Genomic DNA, 23,230 nt, shown 5'->3' on the forward strand with positions numbered 1-23,230 from the left:
CACGTCGCGCGCGGCGTGCCCGGGCCGTCGTGCGTCGGCCGGCCGGGCCGCGAACGCGTTGCGGCGAGGCGGTAATTGGCAACTGGATTCACGTCGTCACTCCATCAGTCGAAAAGGCGCGCGGGCTGGCCAGCGCGGTCGCTCTTGCAGCCAGTCTACGCAGACGCCCGCATCATTTCCTGAAGTCCGGCTGAAACGTTCTGAACGGCGGGCTGGGCCGGTTCGGCGACATCCGGCACGCGCGCGCCAGCTAGATCCGCAGCAGCCGGCCCGCATTGCCGCCGAGCACCATCGCGCGCTGGTCGTCGGGCAGGTCCAGCCGATCGAGAAAACGCACCGGTTGCGCGTAGCCCATGTCGAAGCAATAGTCGCTGCCGAGCACCAGCCGGTCGATGCCGACGTTCTCGATCAGGAAGCTCAGCACCGGCCCCGAGTGGGACACCGTGTCGTAGCTGAAGCGCCGCAGATAGCTGCTCGGCTTGTGCGCGAGCCGGCGCGTTTCCGGCCGGACGGTCCAGCCGGCGTCCAGCCGGCCGACGAGGATCGGCAGCGCGCCGCCCGCATGCGGCAGCGTGACATGCAGCGCCGGATGGCGGTCGAGCACGCCGCCGAGGATCAGGTGCGAGGCCGCGATGGCCGTATCGAACGGATTGCCGAGCAGGTTGCTCAGGTAGAAATCGCCGAGGCGCGCGCCGCCGACGGTTTGCTGTGGATGCAGGAACACCGGCAGCCCGAGCTGTTCGATGCGCGCGAACACCGGCGCGAACCGCGGATCGTCGAGGTCGCGGTTGTCGATGTTCGTGCCCATGTACACGCCGCGCACGCCCGGCAGCGTCGACGCGCGCTCGAGCTCGTCGATCGCGTCGGTCGCGTCGAGCATCGGCAGCGTCGCGAGTACGACGAAGCGCGCCGGATGCTGCTGGTGCACGCGCGACGCGGCCGTATTCCATGCGCGCGCCAGTTTCGCGTTGAACGGCCGGTCGCCCCAGTACGCCATCGGCACGCTCAGCGACAGCGCCTGCACGTCGACGCCCGACGCGTCCATGTCCGCGAGCCGCGCATCGACGTCGATGAATTTCATCGGCAGCGGCCCGAGGCCGCCGGCCGGCGTGCGGAACGTGAACGTCGTGCCGTCGCACGCGAATGCGCCGCCGAAGCGCTTGCCTTCGCCGCCGACGAGGTCGCAGAAGCTTTCCGGGTAGTAATGCGCGTGGATGTCGATCGCGCGCGGGCGCCGGCCAGCCAGCGTGGCCGAAGCGGCCGACGCGGGCGCCGGTTGCGCCGCCGCGGCGGGGCGTCCGGCAACGGCCGCGCCGGCAAGCGCGGCGAACGCGCCGAGCATGCGGCGGCGCCCGGCGGACAGACAGCAGGGGCAGGTCATCGAATCGTCTCCAGGTCGGGATTGTCGTGTTGCCGCGCGCCGTGGCGCGGCAGGGTGCCGAGTTCGCATGCGACGAGCTGCGCGTCGAAGCGCGCGCGTTCGCGTCGCGCGCGGGCCGACCCGTCGGTGGCCGATACCGCGACGATCGCGATGAACGCGGCGGCCATCGAGAACAGCGCCGGATATTCGTACGGGTAGGGCGCGTGCGCATGGCCGAGTACCTGGACCCAGACGGTCGGGCTCAGCACGGTGAGCGTGACCGCCGTGACGAGGCCGATCGTGCCGCCGGCCACCGCGCCGCGCGTCGTCAGGCCGCGCCAGTAGATCGAGAGCAGCAGCACCGGAAAATTCGAGCTGGCGGCGATCGAGAACGTGAGGCTGACGATGAACGCGATGTTCTGCTTCTCGAATGCGATGCCCAGCACGATCGCGAGCACGCCGAGCACCAGCGTCGTCGCGCGTGCGACGCGCATTTCGTCGCGGTCGGTCGCCCGGCCGCGGCGCAGCACGTTCGCATAGAGGTCGTGCGAGATCGCGGACGAGCCGGCGAGCGTCAGCCCGGCGACCACGGCGAGAATCGTCGAGAACGCGACCGCGCAGATGAAGCCGAGGAAAAAGTTGCCGCCGACCGCATGCGCGAGATGGATCGCCACCATGTTCGCGCCGCCCGCGACCGCGCCGGACGCATCGTGATACCGCGGGTCCGCCGCGACGAGCGCGATCGTGCCGAAGCCGATCACGATGATCAGCGCATAGCCGGCCCCGACGATGCCCGTCGCATGGAGGATGCTCTTGCGCGCCGCGCCGACGTCGCCGACCGTGAAGAAGCGCATCAGGATGTGCGGCAGGCCGGCCGTGCCGAAGATCAGCGCGAGGCCGAGCGATACCGCGGACACCGGATCGGACACGAGGCCGCCCGGCCGCATGATGGCCGCGTGCTTCGGATGGACGCGCAACGCCTGCGCGAACAGCGCGTCGAGGCTGAAGCCGAAGCGGCTCAGCACCATGAACGCCATGAAGGCCGCGCCGGCGAGCAATAGCACGGCCTTGACGATCTGGATCCACGTGGTGGCGAGCATGCCGCCGAAGAATACGTAGACGACCATCAGCACGCCGACGATCACCACCGCGACCGTGTAGTCGAGCCCGAACAGCAGCTCGACGAGCTTGCCGGCGCCGACCATCTGCGACACGAGATACAGCAGGACGATGACGATCGAGCTCGACGCAGCGAACGCACGGATCGGCCGTTGCTGCAGCCGATACGACACGACGTCGGCGAGCGTGTACTTGCCGAGATTGCGCAACGGCTCCGCGATCAGGAACAGGATGATCGGCCAGCTCGCGAGAAAGCCGACCGAATAGATCAGCCCGTCGTAACCGCTCGTGAACACGAGCGCCGAGATGCCGAGCAGCGACGCGGCCGACATGTAGTCGCCGGCGATCGCCCAGCCGTTCTGCAGCGCGGTGATGCGCCCGCCGGCCGCGTAATGATCGGCGACGCTGCGGTTCTGCCGGGCGGCCCAGCGCGTGATGACGAGCGTCGACGCGACGAACAGCACGAACATGCCGATGGCGACCGGATTGTGCGCGTGCGCGAGCGCGGCGGGGCCGGCCGCGAACGCCGGCGCCGCGGCGACCGCGGCCGCGGTGACGAGGATGGCGACGGTGCGTTTCATTGGCCGCCTCCGTCGCGGATCGACGCGACGAGCGCGTCGTGCACCGCATTCGCACGCCACACGTACAGCGCGACGAGTGCGAACGTCGCGACGAACATGCCGAAACCGACCGGGATGCCCCACGTGGTCGGGCGGCCCGCCACGATCGGCCGGCCGAGCCATGCCGGCGAGAACGCGAGCGACAGGATGAATGCGAAGTAAAGCGCGAGCATGACCGCGGTCAGCGACCACGCGAATCGCCTCCTTCGCGTGACGAGATGGCGGAAGCGGGCATCGCGCAGCAGCGGATGCATGGCCGCGGCGGGCAGGTCCGGATCGGGTGCGGGGCCGGCGGCAGCCGGAATCGAGCGGTTCACGGTGTCTCCTTGTCGGTATCGGATGGGGCGCGATGCGGCGGGCGCGACACGTCGTGCATGCGCCCGCCGGTGGTCAGAGCGACGGCGGCACGGCCGTTTCGCGCATCACGACTTCCGCGGTGCGGTAACGCTCGGCCATCTCGCGTTCGGTGTCGTTCTTCAGTTGCGCCTGCATGTATGCGCCGAGATGGCGCGCGTGTTCGACGATCGCGGCGCCGAACGCGGTGCGCGTGTCGCTGTACGCGTGCAGTGCGTCGAGCGGATCGGCATGCGCGGCCAGCGCGCCGACGAGCGCCAGCGCGTCGCCCGCGGCCTTCGTGACGCCCATTCCGCAATGCGGCCGCGCGACGAATGCGGCATCGCCGAGCAGCGCGATGCGGCCGAACGCCATGCGCGGCACCTCGAGATCGTAGATCGGCTGGAACAGCGGCTGCGCGGCGCGCGACACGACTTCCGCGAACTGCGGCGCGAGCAATGCATGCGCGGCGTCTTCCATGTCGGCGAGCACGTCGCGGCGGATCAGCGTCGGCGGAATGCCGGCCGCCCACAGCTTGCCCGTCGCGTCGGTGAGCAGGTTCGGCAGGTCGGTGTCCTCGCGGGTCGCGCGATACCACACGAAGTTGTAGCGGCGCTCGCCGGGCTGCGTGCTGTTGTGCTGGCCGGCGACCGGGTAGCCGAGGATCTGCTCGTGCGGCGGCAGGCCGAACGCGAACTTGTCGAACAGCGCCGCATGTGTGCGCCCGGACAGTTCGCGTTCGTCGACGAGGCCGCGCCACGCGACATAGCCCGCGTACTGCAGGCGCGCGTCCGGCAGCAACCGTTCGCGGATCGCCGAACGGAAGCCGTCGGCCGCGACGACGAGGTCGGCATGCACGACCGATCCGTCGGCCAGCGTGAGCGTCGCGCGCTCGGGCCCGTCCGCGACGTCGGCGACGACGGCCCCCGCGTGATGGTGCTGATCGGGCAGCGCGGCGCGCAACACGTGGTACATCTTGCTCCATGCGGTCAGCGTCTGCGGCTGTTGCCGCTCGGCGGCGAGCGTACCGTCCCGCGCCAGCGTGATGCGCGATTCGACGTTCACGCCGATCGATGCGTCGATGCGCACGCCGGCCGCGCGCAGCACGTCGAACAGCTCCGGATGCGTGACGATGCCGGCGCCGCGGCCGGACAGCGCGTCGGGCACGCGCTCGAACACGTCCACGTCCCAGCCGTGGCGCAGCAGCAGGTTCGCGGCGAACAGCCCGCCCAGCGAGCCGCCGACGATGGCGGCCTTGCGATGCGTCGAAGTGGTGCGCATGTCAGTCTCCACGGGTGGCGGCGGCCGCTGCGGCGCCGCGTATGTCGAGGCCGGCGACTTCGGCGGCCGGGTAGTTCAGTTCGATCGTCACGCCCGACGGATCCTCGATGAACACCTGATGCAGCCCGAGGCTCGGCACGGTGCGGTCGCGCCACGCGATGCGCTCGTCACGCAGCGTGCGCCACATCGCCTCGACGCCGGTCGCGACGAACGCGATGTGGTCGACGGTGCCGGTGCCCGCGGCCGGCACGGGCTTGTCGCCGAGATACGCGGCCAGCCCGTGGGGGTTGGCCGGATCGATGCCGATCAGGTGGACCGTGCCGTAATCGGCTTCGTCGTCGCCGAGATAGAGCCACGCGCCCGGAAAGTCGAACGGCGGGCGGTAGCCGCGTCTGAAGCCGAGCACGCGTTCGTAGAAGCGGCACGAGGCTTCGAGATCAGGCGTGCGGATCGAGTAATGCGCGAGTCGCGAGACAGGCATGGCGAACCTCTTGTTTATCGAAGGATAAGTTATCGTTCGATAAATTCTAGGCCGAAAACGACGCGGCGCAAAGCCGTGATCCAGCCGTGTTAACCCTTGGCCCGGAACCGGGGGCGAATCGGCGACGAACGGGCGCCGAGTGCGCCGCGCGTCACGTTACGACGGCACCTCGCCGGCGACGACTTCGTCCTCGTAGCACCAGATCCAGCGCTCGCCGGGCTCGATCGAGCGGACGAGCCGGTGTCCGGTGTCGCGGAAATGCCGGCTCGCGTGGCGATTCGGCGACGAGTCGCAGCAGCCGACGTGTCCGCAGATCAGGCACATCCGCAAATGCACCCAGCCGCTGCCCGATTTGATGCATTCCTCGCAGTAGTCCTTGTCGGTGTCGAGCACGCGTGCTTCGTCGAGATGCGTACAGGCGATGGCCATCTTGCGCTCCGGTGCCGGCGCGGGGAACGACGCTTGCGACGCGGCCGGCGCGATGCCGCAAGCGGGGACGGGGATGCCGCATTGTGCGGCGCCGCGCGGCGGCCGCGCCTTAATTGTTATGAAATCGCGCATGCGGCGCGTCGGCGCGGCGTACAGTCGCGGTGCGTCCGGCTCACCCTTTCACCCTGGCGACGGCCGGACCGTATCCAGCATCGATTTCTTCGGGAGCCGCGCATGATTCAGTCGCAACTGGTCCGGATCGTCGGCCTGCCGCACAGCAAGGACGCGTACGCGATCCGCGATTTCCTGCAGCGGCGCATGGTCGCGTACGACTGGTGCGAGCTGACGTCCGACGCGGACTGCGCGCGCGAGCTCGGCATCGCGCCGCTGCGCGACATCCGGCTGCCGGTCGTGATCTTTCCGGACGGCTCGCGCCTGTACCAGCCGACGCTGGCCGACATCGCCGCGCGGCTCGGCTGGGTCGCGCGGCCGCGCTTCGTCGAATACGACGTGTCGATCTACGGCGCCGGGCCGGCCGGGTTGTCGGCGGCGGTCTACGCGGCGTCCGAAGGGCTGCGCGCGGTCGTGATCGAGCGCGGCGCGGTGGGCGGGCAGGCCGGCACGAGTTCGCTGATCGAGAACTACATGGGCTTCCCCGACGGCATTCCGGGCGCGGAACTCGCGGAACGCGCGCGCGAGCAGGCGGTCAAGTTCGGCGTCGAGCTGCTGACGATGCGCGAGGGCGTGCATGCGACCTTCGTCGACGGCAAGATCCGCGTCGAGCTCGCCGACGGGTCGACCCTGGTCGCGCGCGCGAACATCTGCGCGACCGGCATCGAATATCGCAGCCTCGGCCTGCCGGAAGAGCCGGCGTTCCTGAATGCGGGGCTGTTCTACGGCGCCGGTTCGAGCGAAGCGCCGATGTGCGCGGGCGAGCAGGTGTTCATCGTCGGCGGCGGCAATTCGGCCGGCCAGGCCGCGATGAATTTCTCGCGGCATGCGCGTCAGGTGACGATGCTCGTGCGCGGCGCGTCGCTCGCCGACACGCTGTCGCGCTACCTGATCGACCGGATCGAGCGGACGCCGAACATCGAGGTCCGCTACCAGTCGAGCGTCGTTGCCCTGCACGGCGACGGCTGGCTCGACGCGATCGAGCTTCGCTCGGCGGACGGCACGCGCGAACGGCTGCCGGCCACGCGCCTGTTCGTGTGCATCGGCGGCGCGCCGAACACCGACTGGGCGAAGGATACCGACATCATCCGCAATCCGGACGGTTATCTCGTGACCGGCGGCGACCTGTACGACTGTCCGGCGTTCGAGCGCGTGTGGCCGCTCGAGCGCCGGCCGTACCATCTGGAAACCAGCGTGCCGGGATCGTTCGCGGCCGGCGACGTGCGATCGGGGTCGGTCAAGCGCGTCGCGTCGGCGGTCGGCGAAGGCGCGATGGCCGTGACCTTCGTGCACCGGTTTCTCGGCGAGGACGCGCATCGGCTCGCGAGGGCCTGACGCGCGTGCGAAGGCGTCGCGACCGCCCTGGATCGCGGCTTCATCCGGCTTCATCCGGCGTCGGCCTGCGTCGAATCGCGCGACCCGTCACGGCCCGTCCGCGCCGGCGGCGTCCACCCCCCGCCCAACGCACGCACGAGGCTCACCGTCGCGATCGCGAGCGCCTGCCGGCTGTGAATCAGCTGGCGCCGCGCGTTCAGTGCGTCGCGATCGGCATCGATGACTTCGAGGTAGCTGACGTAACCGTGCGCGTAACGGCTCAGCGACAGGCGCGCCGCCGCGTCGGTCGCGCGCGCGGCGCTGGCGTAGCGTGCGATCCGTTCCTTTTGCGCGGCGATGTCGTTGAGCGCGTCCTGCACGTCGCGCAGCGCGCCGAGCGCCGTCGCGCGATAGTTCGCGTCGGCGATGTCCGTGCCGGCCCGCGCGGCGGCAACCGCCGCGTCGCGCTTGCCGCCGTCGAACAGCGTCAGTGCGACGTTCGCGCCGAGGCTCCACAGCGAGCTGTTGCGGTCGAGAAACGAGCGCAGGTCGCGGGTGGCGAAACCGCCGTCGGCGGTCAGCGTCAGCGTGGGCAACCACGCGGTGCGCGCGATGCCCAGTTCGAGCGACGCCGCATCGGCGCGCCGCGCGGCCGCGAACACGTCGGGGCGTCGCGCCAGCAGCGCGGACGGCAGCCCGGCCGGCACGTCCGGCACGCGCACGGGCACGGCGCGCGTGTCGACGTCGAACGCAGTCGGCGACACGCCGGTCAGCACCGCGATGGCGTCGACGAGGTTGTCGCGCAGCCGGCGGCTTTCCGCGAGATCGGCATGCGCGGTATCGAGGTCGGCCGACGCGCGCAGCCCGTCGAGGTCGCTCGCCGCGCCGGCCCGCACGCGTGCGGCGATCACGTCCAGCGCGGTGCGGCGCAGCCCGATCGCTCTGTCGAGCGTCGCGAGATCGTCGTCGACGTAGCGTAGCGTCAGGTAGTCGACGGCGACTTCGGTCGCGATCCTCAAGCGGATCGCATCGCGATCGGCCGCGGCCTGCAGCACGTTCTGTTCGCCGACGTCGGCGTCGCCGCGCAAGCGCCCCCATAGATCGACTTCGTAGCTCGCGGCGACGGGAACCGACCAGTTGTGCATCGTCCGCTTCGGCAGCGCATTGTCGACCGTGCCCGATACGCGCGTGCGGCTGAACGACGGATCGACGCGCACGGTCGGCGCGAGCGCGGCATCGCGGATGCCGAGCAGCGCCCGCGCCTGGTCGACGCGCGCGGCCGCCGCGCGGATATCGAGGTTGTGCGCGAGCGCGGCGTCGACGAGGCGGCCGAGCTGCGGATCGCCGAACCACGCGGGCCATGCCGCGAGCGACGGCGCACCCGCATCGGTCGACGGATCGGCATGGCGGAACCCGTCGTGTCCGACCGGGACGGGCGCGAGCGGCTGCGGCGCGATCGAGCACGCGGCCAGCACGCTCGCGGCGACGAGGATGCATGCGCGCCTCATCGCGATTCACCGCCGGGTTGCAGCGTGACGACGACCGACAGCCCGGGCCGGATGCGCGGCTCCGTCGCCGCCGGGCCGTCGAGCAGGATCTTCACGGGCACCCGTTGCGTGACCTTCGTGAAATTGCCGGTCGCGTTGTCGGGCGGCAGCAGCGCGAACTGCGCGCCCGTCGCGGGCGACAGGCTGTCGATGCGGCCGGTGAACACGCGCTGCGGCAGCGCATCGAAGCGCAGTTGCACGGCGTCGCCGGCGCGCACGTGCCGCAGTTGCGTCTCGCGGAAATTGGCGACGATCCACGGATGCGGCTCGACCAGCGTGAGCAGCGCCTGACCGGGCGCGACATGCTCGCCGGTCTCGACGGTCTTCTTGCCGACGTAGCCGTCCGACGGCGCGACGACCGTCGTGTACCCGAGCTGCAACTGCGCGTCGCGCAGCTCGGCATCGTTCTGGCTCGACGCGGCATCGGCGGCCTGAGCGGCGGCGGCGGCGCTGCGCCGTTGCGCGTCGGCCGCCGCGACGCGCGCGCGGGCCGACTTGCGTGCGGCATCGGCCGCATCGAACTCCTGCTTCGACAAGCCGCGCGGCGTCTCGCGGGTCAGCTCGCGGGCACGTGCGTAATCGAGTTCGGCTTTTTCGGCATCGGCGTGCGCCGACACGAGCGCCGCGTCCGCCTGTTCGATCAGCGCGCGTGCGCGGCTCGCATCGGCATGTGCCTGTGCGACGCGTGCGCGCTGCGCCGCGACGCGCACGTCGAAATCGCGGCGGTCGATCTGCACGAGCGCGTCGCCGGCATGCACGAACTGGTTGTCGTCGACGAGCACGCGCTCGACCGTGCCGGCCACGCGCGGCGAGATCACGTGCAGGTGGCCGGTCACGTACGCGTCGTCGGTGCCGCGATCGCGTGCGTCGAACTCGTACACGAGCAACGCGACGAGCAGCAGCGCGAGCACGGCGATCGCGACGACGGCCGGCCGGCGCGAGCGCGCGGGCGCGGGCGTGGAAGGCATGGAGGCCGCGGAAGATCGGGTATCGGGCGAGGGCGGGGTCATGATCGGCACACTCCATCGTACGGACGGGATTCGGCGCATCGCGTTATGCTTGCGCCAGCTTGACAAACGGGAGCCGCTCGACGATGAACACGACGTTCGCCACCGGCAATGCCGCGCCAGGGCCGGCCTCGAGCCCGGCCTCCGACGTTCCGACGTTCCGGTCGATCGCCGCGATCGCGGCCGTGCTGCTCGGTGCGGTCATCGCGACGCTGACGTCGCGCATCACGTCGCTCGGCTTGGCCGACGTGCGCGGCGCGCTCGGCATCGGCGTCGACGAAGGCGCGTGGATCAACACCGCGTTTACCGCGTCGCAGATGTTCGTCGGGCCGCTGGCGATCGCCGCGGCCTACCTGTTCGGCACACGCCGCGTGCTGCTCGCGGGCGCCGTGGTGTTTCTCTGCGCCGAAAGCGTGCTGCCGCTCTGCACGCGATTCGGCGCGTTCATCGTGTTTCAGGCGCTCGCCGGGTGCGCATCGGGCGTGTTCGTGCCGCTGACGATCGGCTTCGTCGTGCGCACGCTGCCGCCGCGGCTCATTCCGTTCGGCATCGCCGCGTATGCGATGAATCTCGAGATGTCGCTGAACCTGTCGGCCACGCTCGAAGGCTGGTACAGCGAGCACTTGAGCTGGCGCTGGCTGTTCTGGCAGAACGCGGTGCTGACCCTGCCGTTCATCGCCTGCCTGATGCTGTCGCTCGCCGACGAGCCGGTCAAGCGCTTCGCGTCCGGCATCGACGCGCGCGGCATGCTGCTCGGCGCGGGCGGGTTCGCCTGCCTGTGCATCGCGCTCGACCAGGGCGAGCGGCTGTTCTGGCTGCAGTCGCCGCTGATCGTCGCGCTGCTGGCCGTCGGCATCCTGATGGTCGCCGCGTTCCTGATCCACGAGCTCGCGTCGCCGCGCGCCGGCATCGATCTCGGCTACCTCGCGCGGCCGAACGTCGCGCTGCTGATCGTGCTCGTCGGCCTCGTGCGCTTCACCGTGCTCAACACGAGCTTCATCCCGTCGCTGTTCCTCGCGAGTACGTACGGGCTGCGCCCGCTGCAGATCGGCGATACGCTGCGCTGGATCGCGATTCCGCAGTTGCTGTTCGCGCCGTGCGTCGCGCTGTTGCTGCAGCGTGTCGACCCGCGCCGGCTGATCGTCGCCGGCTTCGCGGTGGTGGCGATCGCGTTCGCGCTCGGCTCGCGGCTCACGCCGGTGTGGGCCGAACCCGACTTCATTCCGTCGCAATTGCTGCAGGCGCTCGGCCAGACGATGGCGCTCACGTCGGTCATCGTCTTCTTCGGCAGGCACGTGACGGCCGAGCATGCGCTGACGTTCGGCGCGGTCGTGCAGACGACGCGCCTGCTGAGCGGGCAGCTCGGCACGACGTCGATCGCGGTGATTCAGCGGATCAGGGAGGCTACCCATTCGAATCTCGTCGGTCTGCATGTGTCGCTGTCGGATCCGGAAACGCTCGAACGGCTGCGGGCCGGCGCGGCGTCGCTGGTGGCGCACGGCGCCACGTTCGCGACGGGCAACCAGGCGGCCTATGCGCTCGTCGATCGTGCGGTGCGCGTGCAGGCCACGACGCTCGCGCTGGCCGACAACTTTCGCGTGGCGATGGCGTTCGCGCTCGCCGGCGCACTGCTCGGCATACTGTTGCGCCCGGTGCGGGCGCCGTGAATGCGGCGCCGCATGGGCTGAAATGTCCTGAAAAATCCTGAACGGCGCACCTGCGGCGTCCGTCGCGGCGGCATGCGCGCCGCCGCGACGGACGGCAGGCTTACGCCTGCAGGAACGCGAGCAACTCGGCGTTGATGCGGTCGGCGCTCACCACGCACATCCCGTGCGAGCCGCCTTCGATCACCTTCAGCACCGCGTGCTTCACGATCTTCGACGACAGCCGGGCCGAATCGTCGATCGGCACGATCTGGTCGTCGTCGCCGTGCAGCACGAGCGTCGGCACGTCGATCTTCTTCAGGTCCTCCGTGTAGTCGACTTCGGAAAACTCCTTCACGCACAGGTACTGGCCATGGATGCCGCCCATCATCCCCTGCGACCAGAATGCGTCGATCGTCCCCTGCGACACCTTCGCGTTCGGGCGATTGAAACCGAAGAACGGCACGGCCAGATCCTTGTAGAACTGCGAACGGTTTTCCGCGACGTTCTTGCGGATGCCGTCGAATACCTCCATCGGCAGGCCGCCCGGATTGGTCGCCGATTTCACCATCTGCGGCGGCACCGCGCCGATCAGCACCGCCTTCGACACGCGTTTCGTGCCATGGCGGCCGATGTAGCGCGCGACTTCGCCGCCGCCGGTGGAGTGGCCGACGAGCGTCGCTTCGCGCACGTCGAGCGCGTCGAGCAGCGCGGCGAGATCGTCCGCGTACGTGTTCATGTCGTTGCCGTTCGACGGCTGGCTCGAACGGCCGTGGCCGCGGCGGTCGTGCGCGATCACGCGATAGCCGTGCTGCACGAGGAACAGCATCTGCGCGTCCCACGCGTCCGCGCACAGCGGCCAGCCGTGCGAGAACACGACCGGGCGGCCGCTGCCCCAGTCCTTGAAGTAGATCTGCGTGCCGTCCTTCGTGGTGATCGTGTTCATCGTGTGCGCTCCTGAATGCGCGGAAGAGGGGTGGCGGGAGGGCGTGCCGGCCGCGGCCGCCATCGCGGGCAGCGCGGCGGCCGCGACGGCGGTCGCGCCGGCGAGCAGCATGTCGCGGCGGCGAGCCGACGAAACGGCGTCGGTCTGTTCGGGATGCATCTGGACTCCTGAGGTGTGCGGCGGCGAGGCCGCGCGGGATGGTGGATCGGTGGCGGCCGGCCGCGGCCATCCCGCCTGGCGGCCGTCCGGCGTGCGCCGTCGCGTCGGCTGGTGCGCGCGGACGAACGAATGCCGTCAGGAGCGTATCCCGGCGCGGTGCGCGCCGTACTGAAATCCGGCTGAATTTTCTTGAACGCCGCGGCGCCGCGAGCGGCATTGCCGCACTGCAGAAAAATTAAGCGCGCGACCGGGACTCTTCAGCGCACGGCGACTATCGTCAGCATCGGGTCACCCGCCGTGCGTTTGCCGCGACGCGAGCGGGCGCCTCACGCCCGCACCGCCCGTCACTTGCCTGGATAAGCCGCCATGGACGCCTTCAATCGTTGGGAGCACATGATCACGTCGCTCAGGCCGTCGCCCGCCGCGAGCCTCCGGATGATGCCGCGCGAGCGGACGGCGGACGGCTCCTGTCGTCCGCATCGGGACGACGCGCCCACGCCATCGAGCGGCGACGTACGCCGCCGCAGCGCGATCGTCGCCGTCGAGCGGCAGACCGATTCGTCGATGCTGGTGTCGTGGAGCGATCCGACGCGCTGCCGCTACGACGAGCAACGCTGGATCTGCGCGAAGGCGCGCAGGCTGGCGCGCTGCGCGCTCACCGGGCAACCGATCCGGGTGGGCGACGTGATCTACAAACCCCAATGGCGCGGCGAGAGACGCCCCGCGAACTGCCGCGAGATGATTCTCGCGGCGGCGCTCGAGCAGTTCGCCGCCCGGCAGTCCCGGGCATGACGCGCCGCGCCTCACGCTTCGGCCGCGCCCACATCCGCGGGCGCGGCTTCCCTATTCGAAAGGAACCCTCATGAGCACGTTCACCACCCGCGACGGCGTGTCGATTCACTACAAGGACTGGGGCAGCGGCCGCCCGGTCGTGTTCATTCACGGCTGGCCGCTGAATGCCGACATGTGGGACGTGCAGATGCACCATCTCGCGTCGCACGGCCTGCGCTGCGTCGCATACGACCGGCGCGGCTTCGGCCGCTCCGGCCAGCCGTGGGGCGGTTACGACTACGACACGCTGGCCGACGATCTCGCGACGCTGCTCGACACGCTCGACCTGCATGACGCGACGCTCGTCGGCTTTTCGATGGGCGGCGGCGAGGTGGCCCGCTACATCGGCCGGCATGGCACGAAGCGCGTGTCGAAGGCGGTGCTGATCGGTTCGGTGACGCCGCTCATCGCGCGCCGCGACGATCATCCGGAAGGCGTGGACGTCGCGGTCTTCGACGGCATTCGCGCGGGCATCGCGGCCGATCGCGCCGCCTTTTTCGACGGCTTCTGGCCCCTCTTTACCGGGTCGAACCGTGACGGTTCGACGGTTTCGCGCGCCGCGCTCGACTGGACGTCGTTCATGGCGTGGCAGGCCGGGCTGAAGGGCACGCTCGATTGCGTTCGCGCGTTTTCCGAGACCGATTTTCGGGCCGACCTGCAACGATTCGACGTGCCGACGCGCGTGATTCACGGCGACGACGACCAGACGGTTCCGCTCGCGCTGACCGGCGCCGCGACGGCGAAGCTTGTCCCGCATGCGACGCTGAGCGTCTATGAAGGCGGTCCGCATGCGCTTTACCTGACGCACGCGACGCGGCTGAACGACGAACTGCTGGCGTTCGCGCGGTCCTGAGTGCGCGCCGCGGCGCCGCGCGGCGAATCGATTCAAGGCGGATGCCGATAATCCCGCGGATATTCGGCCGGTGCAACGGATCGAGCGGAAATGAATCGGGAATCGGCCGGGCGAATCGAAAAGGAAAATGCGCGGCATTTCCGCGCTCGGCAATTTCGTCTGATATATCGAAATCGCGTTCATGGGCGCATCCATGATTTGCACATGAAACGGGCATCGTCGTGCCGCATGCCGGTGCATGCGGACGTGTCGGGCGCCGCGCCCGCCGCGGCATTTTCGTCATTTCAAAAAATTCGAGCCGTCCATTCTGATAATTTGAATCATTCGATCATGCAAATACCGTAGCATTGATGGCGAACCGGCACCCGATTTCAGCCGGGCGCCGTTGAATGTCACCCTCAAGAAATTCCCATGATCCGGATTGGAACACTTCACGTTTTTCTCGACAGACGTGAAATTCGTTCGAACGGCAAGCTGCTGCGCATCGGCAGCCGCGCATTCGAAATTCTCGAACTGTTGATTCGGGCGAACGGTGCGCTGGTATCGAAAGATGAAATCATGCAGCGCGTGTGGCCGCACACCGTGGTGGAAGAAAACAACCTGCAGGTGCACATCGCATCGCTGCGCAAGGCGCTGGCCGGCGACCGGAACCTGATCGTGACGGTACCCGGTCGAGGCTATCGGCTGGTTTCCGGGCAGGACGCGGGCGCCGCGCCCGTGCGCCCGGCGACGTGGCGGCCGTCCGCCGCGCCGGGCGCGTTGTTCGGCCGCGAACAGACGGTCGCCGACGTGCTGGACGCACTGCGCACGGCGCGCATCGTGACGCTCGTCGGCGCGGGCGGCATCGGCAAGACGCGCGTCGCGATCGAAGCGGCGGCGCGCGCCGACGCGCGCTTTCCGGAAGGCACCGTATTCGTTTCGCTCGCCACCGTCGCGTGTCCGCGCTTCGTGCCGGACGCGCTCGCCGGCGCGTTCGGCATCACGCAGCCGACCGGCTCGCTGACGCTCGAAGCGGTGCTCGCCAGCGTCGCGCGGCGCCGGATGCTGCTCGTGCTCGACAACTGCGAGCACCTGCTCGACGCCGCCGCGCGGATCGCGAGCGCGCTCACCGATGCGGACGACGGGCTGTGCGTCCTCGCGACGAGCCGGGAATCGCTGCGCATCCACGGCGAGCGCGTGTGCCCGGTGCCGCCGCTCGACATACCGGGCGAAGACGCCGGCGATCACGAGGCGATGAGCGCGAGCGCGGTGCAGTTGTTCGCGGCGCGCGCACGTGCGGCCGATCCGCGCTTTCCGCTCGATGCGCGCAGCCTGTCGTTGATGGCGTCGGTCTGCCGCCGCCTCGACGGCCTGCCGCTCGCGATCGAGCTGGCCGCGGCACGCGCCGCCGTGCTCGGCATCGACGTGCTGGCCGCCCATCTCGACGATCACTTCCGGCTGCTGACCGGCGGATTTCGCACCGCGTTGCCGCGCCATCAGACGCTGCAGGCGATGTACGACTGGAGCTACCGGTTGCTCGGGGAGTCCGAGCGCCTGCTGCTGCGATGGCTCGGCGTGTTCCGCGACAGCTTCGCGATCGAGGCCGTGCGCGAGGTCGTCGGCGCCAACGGGCTGGCCGGCGCCGACCTGCTCGATACGATCGCCGGCCTCGTGTCGAAGTCGCTGCTGATCCTCGAGACCGCGCACGGCGCGCCGCGCTACCGGCTGCTGACGACCACGCGGGCCTACGCGCAACAGCAGCTCGACAGTCACGGCGAGGGCGAGGCTGCCGCCCGCGCGCATGCGGCCTACTTCCTCGCGCTGTTCCGGAGCGCGACCCACGGCGGCGAGCAGCCTGGCGTCGAGCCGGGCGGCACGACCCGGCTCGACGCGGTCCGGTGCGAACTCGGCAATCTGCGTGCCGCGCTCGACTGGGCATTTTCGGCGCGCGGCGACGCGGCGCTCGGCATCGCGCTCGCGGCCGTCGCGGTGCCTTGCCTGTTCGATCTGTCGCTCGTCGACGAATGTCGGGAGCGCGCGCGCGTCGCGCTCGATGCGATGCGCGACGCGGATGCCGCCCTGGTGTCCGACGATGCGCGCGTGCGCTTGCTGGCCGCGTATGCGGCTGCGCTCGCGCATACGGCGGAGTCGACGCAGGCGGCGCATGATGCGTGGTCGGAAGTGCACGCGCTCGGATTCGATGCGGCCGAGGCCGAGTTGCCGTCGCGCGAGTCGTGACGCCGGGTTCGCGCGCCGCTCGCCTGTTTCAGAACGATTCAGCCCGGATACAGGACAGCGGCAGGCGGCACGCGTAGATTGCCTGGACGGCGGGCGCCGGCATGCCACCCGGCGCACGCCGCCGTGCATCCCGCTCAATCGACGAAACGCCGTATGAATCCTGCCCACTCCGACCTTTCCAGCCACGCGACCGATCTCGGCCTGCTGTTCCTGCGTGTATCCGCCAGCGTGCTGCTGCTCGTGGTTCACGGCCTGCCGAAGATCCTGCATTACACGGCCGAAGCCGCCGCCATCGAGGATCCGTTCCATCTCGGCCGCACGCTGTCGATCGTGTTCGCGATCTTCGCGGAGGTCGTGTGCCCGATCTTCATGATCGTCGGCCTGTACCCGAGGCTCGCGGCGCTGCCGGTGATGATGGTCACGCTCGTCGCGCTGGTGTTCGTGCACCCGGACTGGCCGCTGCGCGATGCGCAGTTCGCATGGATGCTGCTGATCCTGTTCGGCACGATCGCGATCGCCGGCGCCGGCCGCTACGTGTTGCCGTTGCCGGGCGTCGCGCGCCGGCGGGACTAGCCGCGACCGGCGCGACGGCGGTCGGCACGCGATGCGTCCGATGATTCCGTTCCCGCGGCGACGTTCGTCTTGCCGCCTTGACCCTTTCGCGCGCCGCGCTGGCGATCCGACATGTTGAATTTCTCCGATACGGCGATCTACGGCGCGCCGATCGTGCTGGCCGATCTCGCCGCGTGGCGGCTGTTCGGGCGCGCGGGCCCCGTGACGCGCGCGATCCGGCGCTGTGCGGCGTTCGCCGCGCTGAGCGCCGTGCTGTTCGCGACCGGCGTGAGCCCGCTCGCGGTGCCCGCATCGATCGGCGGGCTCGACCGGATCGCGGTCCAGGCGATCTGCATCGCATGGTGGCTCCAGTGCGCGATCGTGTTCAGCCTGCTGCTCAATCATCTGCTGCTGCCGCGTGCATGGCACAGCCAGCGGCTCTTTCACGACATCGCCGCGGGCATCGTGTTCGGCGCGGCCGCGGTGGCCGCGCTGGGCTACGTGCTCGGCCTGCCGTTGAGCGGCCTCGTCGCGACCTCCGGCGCCGTCGCGGTGATACTCGGTCTCGCGCTCCAGAACACGCTGAACGACGTGTTCTCCGGGCTCGTGCTGAATACCACGCAACCGTTCCGGCTCGACGATACGGTGTCGATCGGCGAGCTCGAAGGGCGGATCGTCGAGAGCAACTGGCGCGCGACGAAGCTGATCGACAGCCTCGGCAACCTGGTCGTCGTGCCGAACAGCGCGGCGGCGCGCGCCACGATCGTGAACCTCAGCGAGCCGGCCGGCCTGCACGGCGTCACGCTCGCGCTCGACCTCGATCCCGCGGTGCGGCCGGCCGTCGCCGTCGGCGCACTGGAGCGGGCCGCGGCGAGTTCGCTCGACGTGCTCGCGCGCCCCGCGCCGATCGCCGTCGTGAAGGCGTTCCGCGCGAACGCGATCCAGTACGAACTCATCTGTTACGTCGACGCACTGCAGAAGAAAACCACCGTGCGCAACGCGCTCTACGATCTCGCGCATCGGCACCTGGCCGCGGCGGGCGTCGCGTGGCGGCCGCTCGCGGGCGCCGCGCCGGCGTGTGCGTCGCCATCGACATCGCAAGCGCATCCGGTATCGCGCCGGCTGCTGCTGTTGCGGGCGGTCGAATTGTTCGCATGCGTCGACGACGACGATCTGGCCGTGCTGGCCGATGCGCTGGTGGCGCGTTCGTTCGGCAAGGGCGACGTGATCTATGCGTCGAATGCCGAGTCGCGCGTGCTGACGATCGTCGAATCGGGCGTCGCGGCGGTGTTCGTGCCGGGTGCGGCGGGCGACGTCGAAGTCCGTCGGATGGCGCCCGGCGATGCGATCGGGCAGTCGGTCGTACTCGCCGGCACGCGGCTTCATGCGACCGTCCACGCGGTGACCGCGATGACCGTGCATCAGCTTCGCAGCGAGGATCTGGCGGCGCTGATCGGCAGGAAGCCGGCGCTCGGCAGGCTGATGTGCGAGTCGCTCACCGAACATGTCGCGACCGAGGAAAGGATGATGATTCCGCCGGTCGAGCAGGCGCACGCGGGGTTCAGCCTGATCGGATGGCTCGAGAAGGAAATGAAGCGGCTGCACGATTCGCTCGGCTGACGCGCGGCGCGGATCGCGAGGGTTGCCGGCGGGACGGGAGGACGTGCGCTTGCCGTCGCGGCGCGTGGCGCCGTGCCGGGGCGCTGCGTGACGCGTGCGATGCCGGGCCGTCAGTCATCGGCGGGCGGCCGGGCGGCAGCGCGTGCGGCCCCGGCGTGCCGGCGGGCGGTGAACGGGCGCGTCAGTCGGGTGTCGTGAAACGCTCGACGAGATCCGGCTGGTCGAGTTGCTCGACCCACCAGTGCAGCGCGCGGCCCGCCTCGTCGCCGCGCCACGCGAGATAGCAGTGCGTGGTGTCGCGCATGCCCGTCACCTGGCGCGCGACGAGCTTGCCGTCGGCGATCGCGCGCGCCGCGATGCATTCCGGCAGCGTGCCGACCGCGAGCCCTTCGCATTGCGCTTCCAGTTTCGCGGCCAGCGTCGGTACCGCGAGGTAAGGCTGGCCCGCATCGATCGCGACGGACTGCGGCTGCAATTCGCGCGACGTATCGCTGATCACCGCGCCGCGATACTGGACGACCGACGCCATCGCGAGCGGTTCGGGCAACGCCGCGAGCGGATGGGACGGCGCGACCGCGAACACGTGCCTGAGCGAGCCGATCGGCCGCGCGACGATGCCCGGCAATTCCGGCGGTTCGCCCGCCGCGCCGACGACGAGATCGGCCCGCCGCGAAATCAGCGCATCCCACGCGCCGCCGAGCACTTCGGTCGACAGCCGCAGCCGCGTGTCCATTCCGAGCGCGTAGAAGCGGTGGACGTACGGCCACAGCGCGCCGAACGGCAGAATTTCGTCGATACAGACGCGCACTTCCGTTTCCCAGCCCTGTTGCGCACGCAGCGCCTTCAGCTCGAGTTGCTCGGCCGCGCGCAGCAGGCGGCGGCCTTCCTCGACGACGATGCGTCCCGCATGCGTGAGCTTCGCGCGCCGGCCGCTGCGGTCGAACAGCGCCACGCCGAGATCGCTTTCAAGTTTCTGCACGAGGTAGGTCAGCGCGGACGGCACGCGATGCAGCAGTTCCGCCGCTTCGGCAAAGGTTCCGGTGCGGTCGATCGCGTCCAGGGCTTCGAGCGCTTCGAATGACAGCTTCATCGCAAATTCCGGTAGGGGGTGGCTGGCGCATCATACCAGTGCCGCCGCGGCGCGAGCGGCGCGCGTCACCGTGATTTGCTAGAGTGGCCACTCCTGTCATTCGTCTCTTCGCATCGTCCCATGACCACCGCTCAGCCGGACACCGCATCCTCCGATTTCATCCCGGCCGACGTCAGGCAAACCATCGTCACGCAGGCGTTGCCGAAGGGGCAAATCGGTATCGTCCGACTCAAGACCTTGCGCCGGAACATGGGGCTGACCGCGCCCTATGAACTGGAGAATACGGATCTGATCGTCTTGCAGTTGCATGCGTTCGGCGAACAGGATCTGTGGCTCGATGGCCGCCCCGCGCCGTTCGTTCCGTACGACGCGGGAACCGTGTCGATCTACGATCTCGACCGTCGCTGGGTGGCCGACCTGAAGGGCGCGTTCGATTGCCTGCATTTCCACCTGCCGCGCCCCATGCTCGAGGAAACGGTCGACGACCTCGGCGGCCGGCGGCGGCCGCAGCTTTATCTGCCGCCGCATCTGAGCACCCACGATTCGGTCATCCATGCGCTCGGACGCGCGCTGCTGCCCGCGCTGGCCCGGCCTGGCGAGGCATCGCAGATCTTCATCGATCACGTGGGGCTGGCGTTCCAGGCGCACGTCGCGTGCCGATACGGCGGCATCGGCGAACGGCGGGAAAAGTCGGACGGCAAGCTCACGCCGTCGCAGGCGCGCCGCGCGAAAGAGCTGCTGCTCGCGCATCTCGACGGCAACATCGGGCTGGCCGACGTGGCGAGCGCGTGCGGGCTGTCTCGCAGTCATTTCGTCAAGGCGTTTCATCGGACGACCGGGCTGCCGCCACATCGCTGGCTCATCGTGCAGCGCGTCGAACGGGCGAAGGAGTGGATGCGCAACCCGGACGTGCCGTTGAGCCTGATCGCCGCCGCGTGCGGCTTCGCCGATCAAAGCCATTTCTCGCGAACCTTCACGCGGTTGACCGGTGTCACGCCACGCCGGTGGCGCGCGGACCATACGTGATCGCGATCGTCGCGATGCGAAGGCGGGGTGCGCCGGTCCGCGCCGCGCGCTGCCACGGCGGATCGGCGGCGTATGTTTCGGGCAGCCGGTGCAACTGCGTGGCCAGCACGAGATCGCGGCCCATGGACGGATGCGATGCGTGCGCGTGCAACCATGACGCGGTACAGTGCGTGTTCGCGACCCGCACGAGCGCTGCGCGCTTCGTTGTCCGCGTCGTCCTGCAGCGTCGTCGCGTAGACGACATCATGGGCCCAAGCCGCGAGCTCGATGGCCGGCCACGGCGGTTCCGTACGATACGGCGCGAGGTGCGCGAACAATTCCGCCAGATGCGCGAGCGTGTGATCGAAGCGCCGCAGCTCGCCGTATTCGCGCTCGACGAGCGGCCACACGGCCGCCGTGCCGAAGCAGGCATCGCAGGCGGCGCGCAGCGTGCGCGCGATATCGCGGGAGACGGCCTTCATGGCGGCGCTCGCTCGGGCGGACGATGCGCGCGGCATGGCAAACGTGGCGCCGTGCGGGCATGCAACTTGCGCGCCTGCACGGGCCGCACCACTTTGGAGGTTTTCATGAAACGACGCTGGCCGCGACAACCGATGCTCGCGATAGGTGTGTTCGCAACGTTCGCGCTGCACGCAGCCGTCGCATCGGCGGCGCCCGACGTGTCGATCAGCCGCGCCGATTACGGGACGACCGCGAGCGGGCAGGCGGTGAGCCAGTACACGCTCGCGAACCGGCACGGCGTGACGCTGAAAGTCATCACGTACGGCGGCATCGTGACCGCGCTCGACGTGCCCGACCGCACCGGCCACGTTGCCGACATCGTGCTCGGCTTCGATTCGCTGCGCGACTACGAAGCGCACAACGGCAACATCCATTTCGGCGCGCTGATCGGCCGGTATGCGAACCGCATCGCGGGCGGGCGTTTCACGCTCGGCGGCAAGACGTGGACGCTGCCGGTCAACGACGGGCCGAACACGCTGCACGGCGGCCCGGACAGTTTCGACGCGAAGGTGTGGAAGGTCACCGGCACGCACAGCGACGCGGCCGGTTCGAGCGTCACGCTGCGCTACGTGAGCCCCGACGGCGAGAACGGCTTCCCCGGCACGCTGACGACGGACGTCACCTACACGCTGACCCGCGACGACGAGATCCGCATCGACTACCGCGCGACGACCGACCGGGACACGGTCGTCAACCTGACCAACCACAGCTACTTCAATCTGGCGGGGCAGGCAGCCGGCAGCGTCGAGCGGCAACTGATCGAGATCGCCGCATCGCATTTCACGCCGACCGACGGCACGTCGATTCCGACCGGGCAACTGGCGAGCGTCGCGGGCACGCCGATGGATCTGCGCCAGTTGACGCCAATCGGCGCGCATTTGCGCGATGCGTATCCGCAGCTCGCGATCGCGCATGGCTACGATCAGAACTGGGTGCTCGATCAGGGCGGCCAGACGGCGCCGGCGTTTGCCGCGCGCGCTTACGACCCGGCGTCCGGGCGGTTCCTCGAGCTGTACACGACGCAGCCGGGGCTGCAGTTCTATACGGCCAACGGGTTGAACGGCAGTGTCGCGGGCAAGGGCGGGACGGCCTACCGGCAAACCGATGCGTTCGCGCTGGAGGCCGAGCATTTTCCCGATTCGCCGAATCATCCGGCCTTCCCGTCGACGGCGCTCAGGCCGGGCGAGACGCTGCACGAAGTGACGGTGTGGCGGGTAGGCGCGCGATGAGCGTCGGCGTCGGCATCGGCGGGCGTGCGTCGGTCACACGTTGATCACGCCGCGCCCGATTTCGATCACGCGCCCGCCGACGCCGATTTCGCCCGCGGCATCGACCGACAAGCGCAGCAGGCAGGGCCGGCCGACGGCTTCGCCTTGCTCGACCCGAAACGCGGCCGGCAGATCGTGTCCGGCGGCGAGCAGCCAGCCGCCCAGATTCGCGCAGGCCGATCCGGTGCCGGGGTCTTCCGACACGCCGCCGCCTTGCTTCACGAAGAAGTAGCGGGACACGACCGTCCCCGGGCGCGCGGCATCGAACGCGAACACATAGGCGGTCTTGCGGCCGAGGCTGCTTCGCGGCCAGACGTCGAGGTGCGCGCTATCGGGCTGCGCGCGCCGCACGGCGGCCGGGTCCTTGAGCGCGACCAGCAACTGGTCGGCACCGGTGTCGACCCACAGCGGCGGCGCGAGCAGGTCGCTTTCCGCGATTCCGAGCAGCGCCGCGACCTGCGCATTCGGCAACGCGCACGGCGCCGTGTTCGGCATGCCGGCGTGCGGCGCGATGAAGGTCCACACGTCGCCGCGCGCGGCGACGTCGACGACGCCGGCCTTGAATTCGAGCGACAGCGCATCGCCTGCCTCGAGCAGGTCCCGCACGACGTGCGCGGTGCCGAGCGTCGGATGGCCCGCGAAAGCCATCTCGTAGCCGGGCGTGAAGATGCGCACGCGTGCATGCGCGCGCTCGGACGGCAGCACGAAGGTCGTCTCCGACAGATTGAACTGCACGGCCAGCGCCTGCATGGTCGCGTCGTCCATGCCGCGCGCATCGTCGAACACGCACAGCGGGTTGCCGCCGAACGTCGATTCGGCGAAGACGTTCAGCAGGCGGAAGGTGTACTGGGTCATCGGTATC

21 protein-coding genes are annotated in these 23,230 nt (G+C 69.7%); 9 read left to right on the top strand and 12 right to left on the bottom strand.

The genetic code is table 11. From position 1 onward, the window contains the following. Positions 1-250: 250 nt before the first annotated feature. The 6 genes from CFB52_RS31390 to CFB52_RS31415 form a co-directional block, all read right to left on the bottom strand. On the bottom strand, positions 251-1,381 hold the full coding sequence (locus CFB52_RS31390; protein ID WP_099318381.1) for an amidohydrolase family protein: 1,131 nt from the start codon (positions 1,379-1,381) through the stop codon (positions 251-253). Then, positions 1,378-3,060, bottom strand: a complete 1,683-nt coding sequence (actP, locus tag CFB52_RS31395) for a cation/acetate symporter ActP (protein ID WP_099318382.1) — start codon at positions 3,058-3,060, stop codon at positions 1,378-1,380. The genes CFB52_RS31390 and actP overlap by 4 nt, the downstream gene beginning before the upstream one ends. After that, on the bottom strand, positions 3,057-3,416 hold the full coding sequence (locus CFB52_RS31400) for a DUF485 domain-containing protein (RefSeq protein ID WP_089466084.1): 360 nt from the start codon (positions 3,414-3,416) through the stop codon (positions 3,057-3,059). Before CFB52_RS31400 ends, actP begins: the two co-directional genes overlap by 4 nt. Positions 3,417-3,489: 73 nt before the next feature. After that, the gene (locus CFB52_RS31405; RefSeq protein WP_099318383.1) at positions 3,490-4,713 is read right to left on the bottom strand and encodes an FAD binding domain-containing protein; all 1,224 of its coding nucleotides are present in this window, start codon (positions 4,711-4,713) and stop codon (positions 3,490-3,492) included. Between the two features lies 1 nt (position 4,714). Further along, the gene (locus tag CFB52_RS31410) at positions 4,715-5,194 is read right to left on the bottom strand and encodes a VOC family protein (protein WP_099318384.1); all 480 of its coding nucleotides are present in this window, start codon (positions 5,192-5,194) and stop codon (positions 4,715-4,717) included. A gap of 156 nt (positions 5,195-5,350) precedes the next feature. Beyond that, entirely contained in the window at positions 5,351-5,623 is a 273-nt protein-coding gene (locus tag CFB52_RS31415; RefSeq protein ID WP_059574850.1) for a UBP-type zinc finger domain-containing protein, read from the bottom strand. 234 nt (positions 5,624-5,857) lie between these two features. Here CFB52_RS31415 and CFB52_RS31425 point away from each other — a divergent pair, with 234 nt between their 5' ends. Then, entirely contained in the window at positions 5,858-7,129 is a 1,272-nt protein-coding gene (locus tag CFB52_RS31425; RefSeq protein ID WP_059574852.1) for an NAD(P)/FAD-dependent oxidoreductase, read from the top strand. A 50-nt stretch (positions 7,130-7,179) separates the two neighbouring features. Here the strand turns inward: CFB52_RS31425 and CFB52_RS31430 are convergent, their stop codons facing one another. Both CFB52_RS31430 and CFB52_RS31435 read right to left on the bottom strand, forming a co-directional pair. Continuing rightward, entirely contained in the window at positions 7,180-8,616 is a 1,437-nt protein-coding gene (locus CFB52_RS31430; RefSeq protein WP_099318386.1) for an efflux transporter outer membrane subunit, read from the bottom strand. Further along, the gene (locus CFB52_RS31435; protein WP_099318594.1) at positions 8,613-9,665 is read right to left on the bottom strand and encodes an HlyD family secretion protein; all 1,053 of its coding nucleotides are present in this window, start codon (positions 9,663-9,665) and stop codon (positions 8,613-8,615) included. The genes CFB52_RS31430 and CFB52_RS31435 overlap by 4 nt, the downstream gene beginning before the upstream one ends. A gap of 83 nt (positions 9,666-9,748) precedes the next feature. Here CFB52_RS31435 and CFB52_RS31440 point away from each other — a divergent pair, with 83 nt between their 5' ends. Next, positions 9,749-11,329, top strand: coding sequence for an MFS transporter (locus tag CFB52_RS31440; RefSeq protein WP_099318387.1), 1,581 nt, complete (start codon positions 9,749-9,751; stop codon positions 11,327-11,329). A 100-nt stretch (positions 11,330-11,429) separates the two neighbouring features. Here the strand turns inward: CFB52_RS31440 and CFB52_RS31445 are convergent, their stop codons facing one another. Further along, positions 11,430-12,410 (bottom strand): alpha/beta fold hydrolase, encoded by a 981-nt coding sequence (locus CFB52_RS31445; RefSeq protein ID WP_089466086.1) that lies wholly within the window; start codon positions 12,408-12,410, stop codon positions 11,430-11,432. A 366-nt stretch (positions 12,411-12,776) separates the two neighbouring features. Between CFB52_RS31445 and CFB52_RS31450 the strand changes: the two genes are divergently transcribed. The 5 genes from CFB52_RS31450 (at position 12,777) to CFB52_RS31470 (ending at position 18,483) form a co-directional block, all read left to right on the top strand. Then, positions 12,777-13,202: a DUF3331 domain-containing protein gene (locus CFB52_RS31450; RefSeq protein WP_059574860.1), complete on the top strand. Its 426-nt coding sequence runs from the start codon at positions 12,777-12,779 to the stop codon at positions 13,200-13,202. Between the two features lie 70 nt (positions 13,203-13,272). Then, on the top strand, positions 13,273-14,094 hold the full coding sequence (locus CFB52_RS31455) for an alpha/beta fold hydrolase (protein ID WP_099318388.1): 822 nt from the start codon (positions 13,273-13,275) through the stop codon (positions 14,092-14,094). A 411-nt stretch (positions 14,095-14,505) separates the two neighbouring features. Continuing rightward, complete coding sequence (locus tag CFB52_RS31460; protein WP_099318389.1) at positions 14,506-16,311, top strand: winged helix-turn-helix domain-containing protein; 1,806 nt, start codon at positions 14,506-14,508, stop codon at positions 16,309-16,311. Positions 16,312-16,464: 153 nt separating this feature from the next. Continuing rightward, complete coding sequence (locus CFB52_RS31465; RefSeq protein ID WP_059640736.1) at positions 16,465-16,884, top strand: DoxX family protein; 420 nt, start codon at positions 16,465-16,467, stop codon at positions 16,882-16,884. A 111-nt stretch (positions 16,885-16,995) separates the two neighbouring features. Continuing rightward, a complete protein-coding gene (locus tag CFB52_RS31470; protein ID WP_099318390.1) occupies positions 16,996-18,483 on the top strand; it encodes a mechanosensitive ion channel family protein in 1,488 nt (495 codons plus the stop codon). Positions 18,484-18,664: 181 nt separating this feature from the next. On the opposite strand, the gene CFB52_RS31475 is transcribed toward CFB52_RS31470, so the two are convergent. Further along, positions 18,665-19,573: a LysR family transcriptional regulator gene (locus CFB52_RS31475; RefSeq protein WP_059574869.1), complete on the bottom strand. Its 909-nt coding sequence runs from the start codon at positions 19,571-19,573 to the stop codon at positions 18,665-18,667. A gap of 120 nt (positions 19,574-19,693) precedes the next feature. Between CFB52_RS31475 and CFB52_RS31480 the strand changes: the two genes are divergently transcribed. After that, entirely contained in the window at positions 19,694-20,599 is a 906-nt protein-coding gene (locus CFB52_RS31480; RefSeq protein WP_059574870.1) for an AraC family transcriptional regulator, read from the top strand. On the opposite strand, the gene CFB52_RS34870 is transcribed toward CFB52_RS31480, so the two are convergent. Beyond that, positions 20,565-20,723 (bottom strand): hypothetical protein, encoded by a 159-nt coding sequence (locus tag CFB52_RS34870; RefSeq protein ID WP_180278293.1) that lies wholly within the window; start codon positions 20,721-20,723, stop codon positions 20,565-20,567. The genes CFB52_RS31480 and CFB52_RS34870 overlap by 35 nt on opposite strands. A gap of 442 nt (positions 20,724-21,165) precedes the next feature. Here CFB52_RS34870 and CFB52_RS31485 point away from each other — a divergent pair, with 442 nt between their 5' ends. Next, positions 21,166-22,329, top strand: a complete 1,164-nt coding sequence (locus tag CFB52_RS31485) for an aldose epimerase family protein (protein ID WP_099318595.1) — start codon at positions 21,166-21,168, stop codon at positions 22,327-22,329. Positions 22,330-22,362: 33 nt separating this feature from the next. Here the strand turns inward: CFB52_RS31485 and CFB52_RS31490 are convergent, their stop codons facing one another. Beyond that, complete coding sequence (locus CFB52_RS31490) at positions 22,363-23,223, bottom strand: PhzF family phenazine biosynthesis protein (protein WP_059574872.1); 861 nt, start codon at positions 23,221-23,223, stop codon at positions 22,363-22,365. Between the last annotated feature and the right edge of the window lie 7 nt (positions 23,224-23,230).

Source organism: Burkholderia sp. AU18528, assembly GCF_002223215.2.
Lineage (GTDB): Bacteria > Pseudomonadota > Gammaproteobacteria > Burkholderiales > Burkholderiaceae > Burkholderia > Burkholderia semiarida.

Coding starts and splice junctions, on each gene's coding strand:
- CFB52_RS31390 (WP_099318381.1), bottom strand. CDS start 1,381: ATGACCTGCCCCTGCTGTCTGTCCGCCGGGCGCCGCCGCATGCTCGGC.
- actP (WP_099318382.1), bottom strand. CDS start 3,060: ATGAAACGCACCGTCGCCATCCTCGTCACCGCGGCCGCGGTCGCCGCG.
- CFB52_RS31405 (WP_099318383.1), bottom strand. CDS start 4,713: ATGCGCACCACTTCGACGCATCGCAAGGCCGCCATCGTCGGCGGCTCG.
- CFB52_RS31410 (WP_099318384.1), bottom strand. CDS start 5,194: ATGCCTGTCTCGCGACTCGCGCATTACTCGATCCGCACGCCTGATCTC.
- CFB52_RS31415 (WP_059574850.1), bottom strand. CDS start 5,623: ATGGCCATCGCCTGTACGCATCTCGACGAAGCACGCGTGCTCGACACC.
- CFB52_RS31425 (WP_059574852.1), top strand. CDS start 5,858: ATGATTCAGTCGCAACTGGTCCGGATCGTCGGCCTGCCGCACAGCAAG.
- CFB52_RS31430 (WP_099318386.1), bottom strand. CDS start 8,616: ATGAGGCGCGCATGCATCCTCGTCGCCGCGAGCGTGCTGGCCGCGTGC.
- CFB52_RS31435 (WP_099318594.1), bottom strand. CDS start 9,665: ATGACCCCGCCCTCGCCCGATACCCGATCTTCCGCGGCCTCCATGCCT.
- CFB52_RS31440 (WP_099318387.1), top strand. CDS start 9,749: ATGAACACGACGTTCGCCACCGGCAATGCCGCGCCAGGGCCGGCCTCG.
- CFB52_RS31445 (WP_089466086.1), bottom strand. CDS start 12,410: ATGCATCCCGAACAGACCGACGCCGTTTCGTCGGCTCGCCGCCGCGAC.
- CFB52_RS31450 (WP_059574860.1), top strand. CDS start 12,777: ATGGACGCCTTCAATCGTTGGGAGCACATGATCACGTCGCTCAGGCCG.
- CFB52_RS31455 (WP_099318388.1), top strand. CDS start 13,273: ATGAGCACGTTCACCACCCGCGACGGCGTGTCGATTCACTACAAGGAC.
- CFB52_RS31460 (WP_099318389.1), top strand. CDS start 14,506: ATGATCCGGATTGGAACACTTCACGTTTTTCTCGACAGACGTGAAATT.
- CFB52_RS31465 (WP_059640736.1), top strand. CDS start 16,465: ATGAATCCTGCCCACTCCGACCTTTCCAGCCACGCGACCGATCTCGGC.
- CFB52_RS31470 (WP_099318390.1), top strand. CDS start 16,996: ATGTTGAATTTCTCCGATACGGCGATCTACGGCGCGCCGATCGTGCTG.
- CFB52_RS31475 (WP_059574869.1), bottom strand. CDS start 19,573: ATGAAGCTGTCATTCGAAGCGCTCGAAGCCCTGGACGCGATCGACCGC.
- CFB52_RS31480 (WP_059574870.1), top strand. CDS start 19,694: ATGACCACCGCTCAGCCGGACACCGCATCCTCCGATTTCATCCCGGCC.
- CFB52_RS34870 (WP_180278293.1), bottom strand. CDS start 20,723: ATGGGCCGCGATCTCGTGCTGGCCACGCAGTTGCACCGGCTGCCCGAA.
- CFB52_RS31485 (WP_099318595.1), top strand. CDS start 21,166: ATGAAACGACGCTGGCCGCGACAACCGATGCTCGCGATAGGTGTGTTC.
- CFB52_RS31490 (WP_059574872.1), bottom strand. CDS start 23,223: ATGACCCAGTACACCTTCCGCCTGCTGAACGTCTTCGCCGAATCGACG.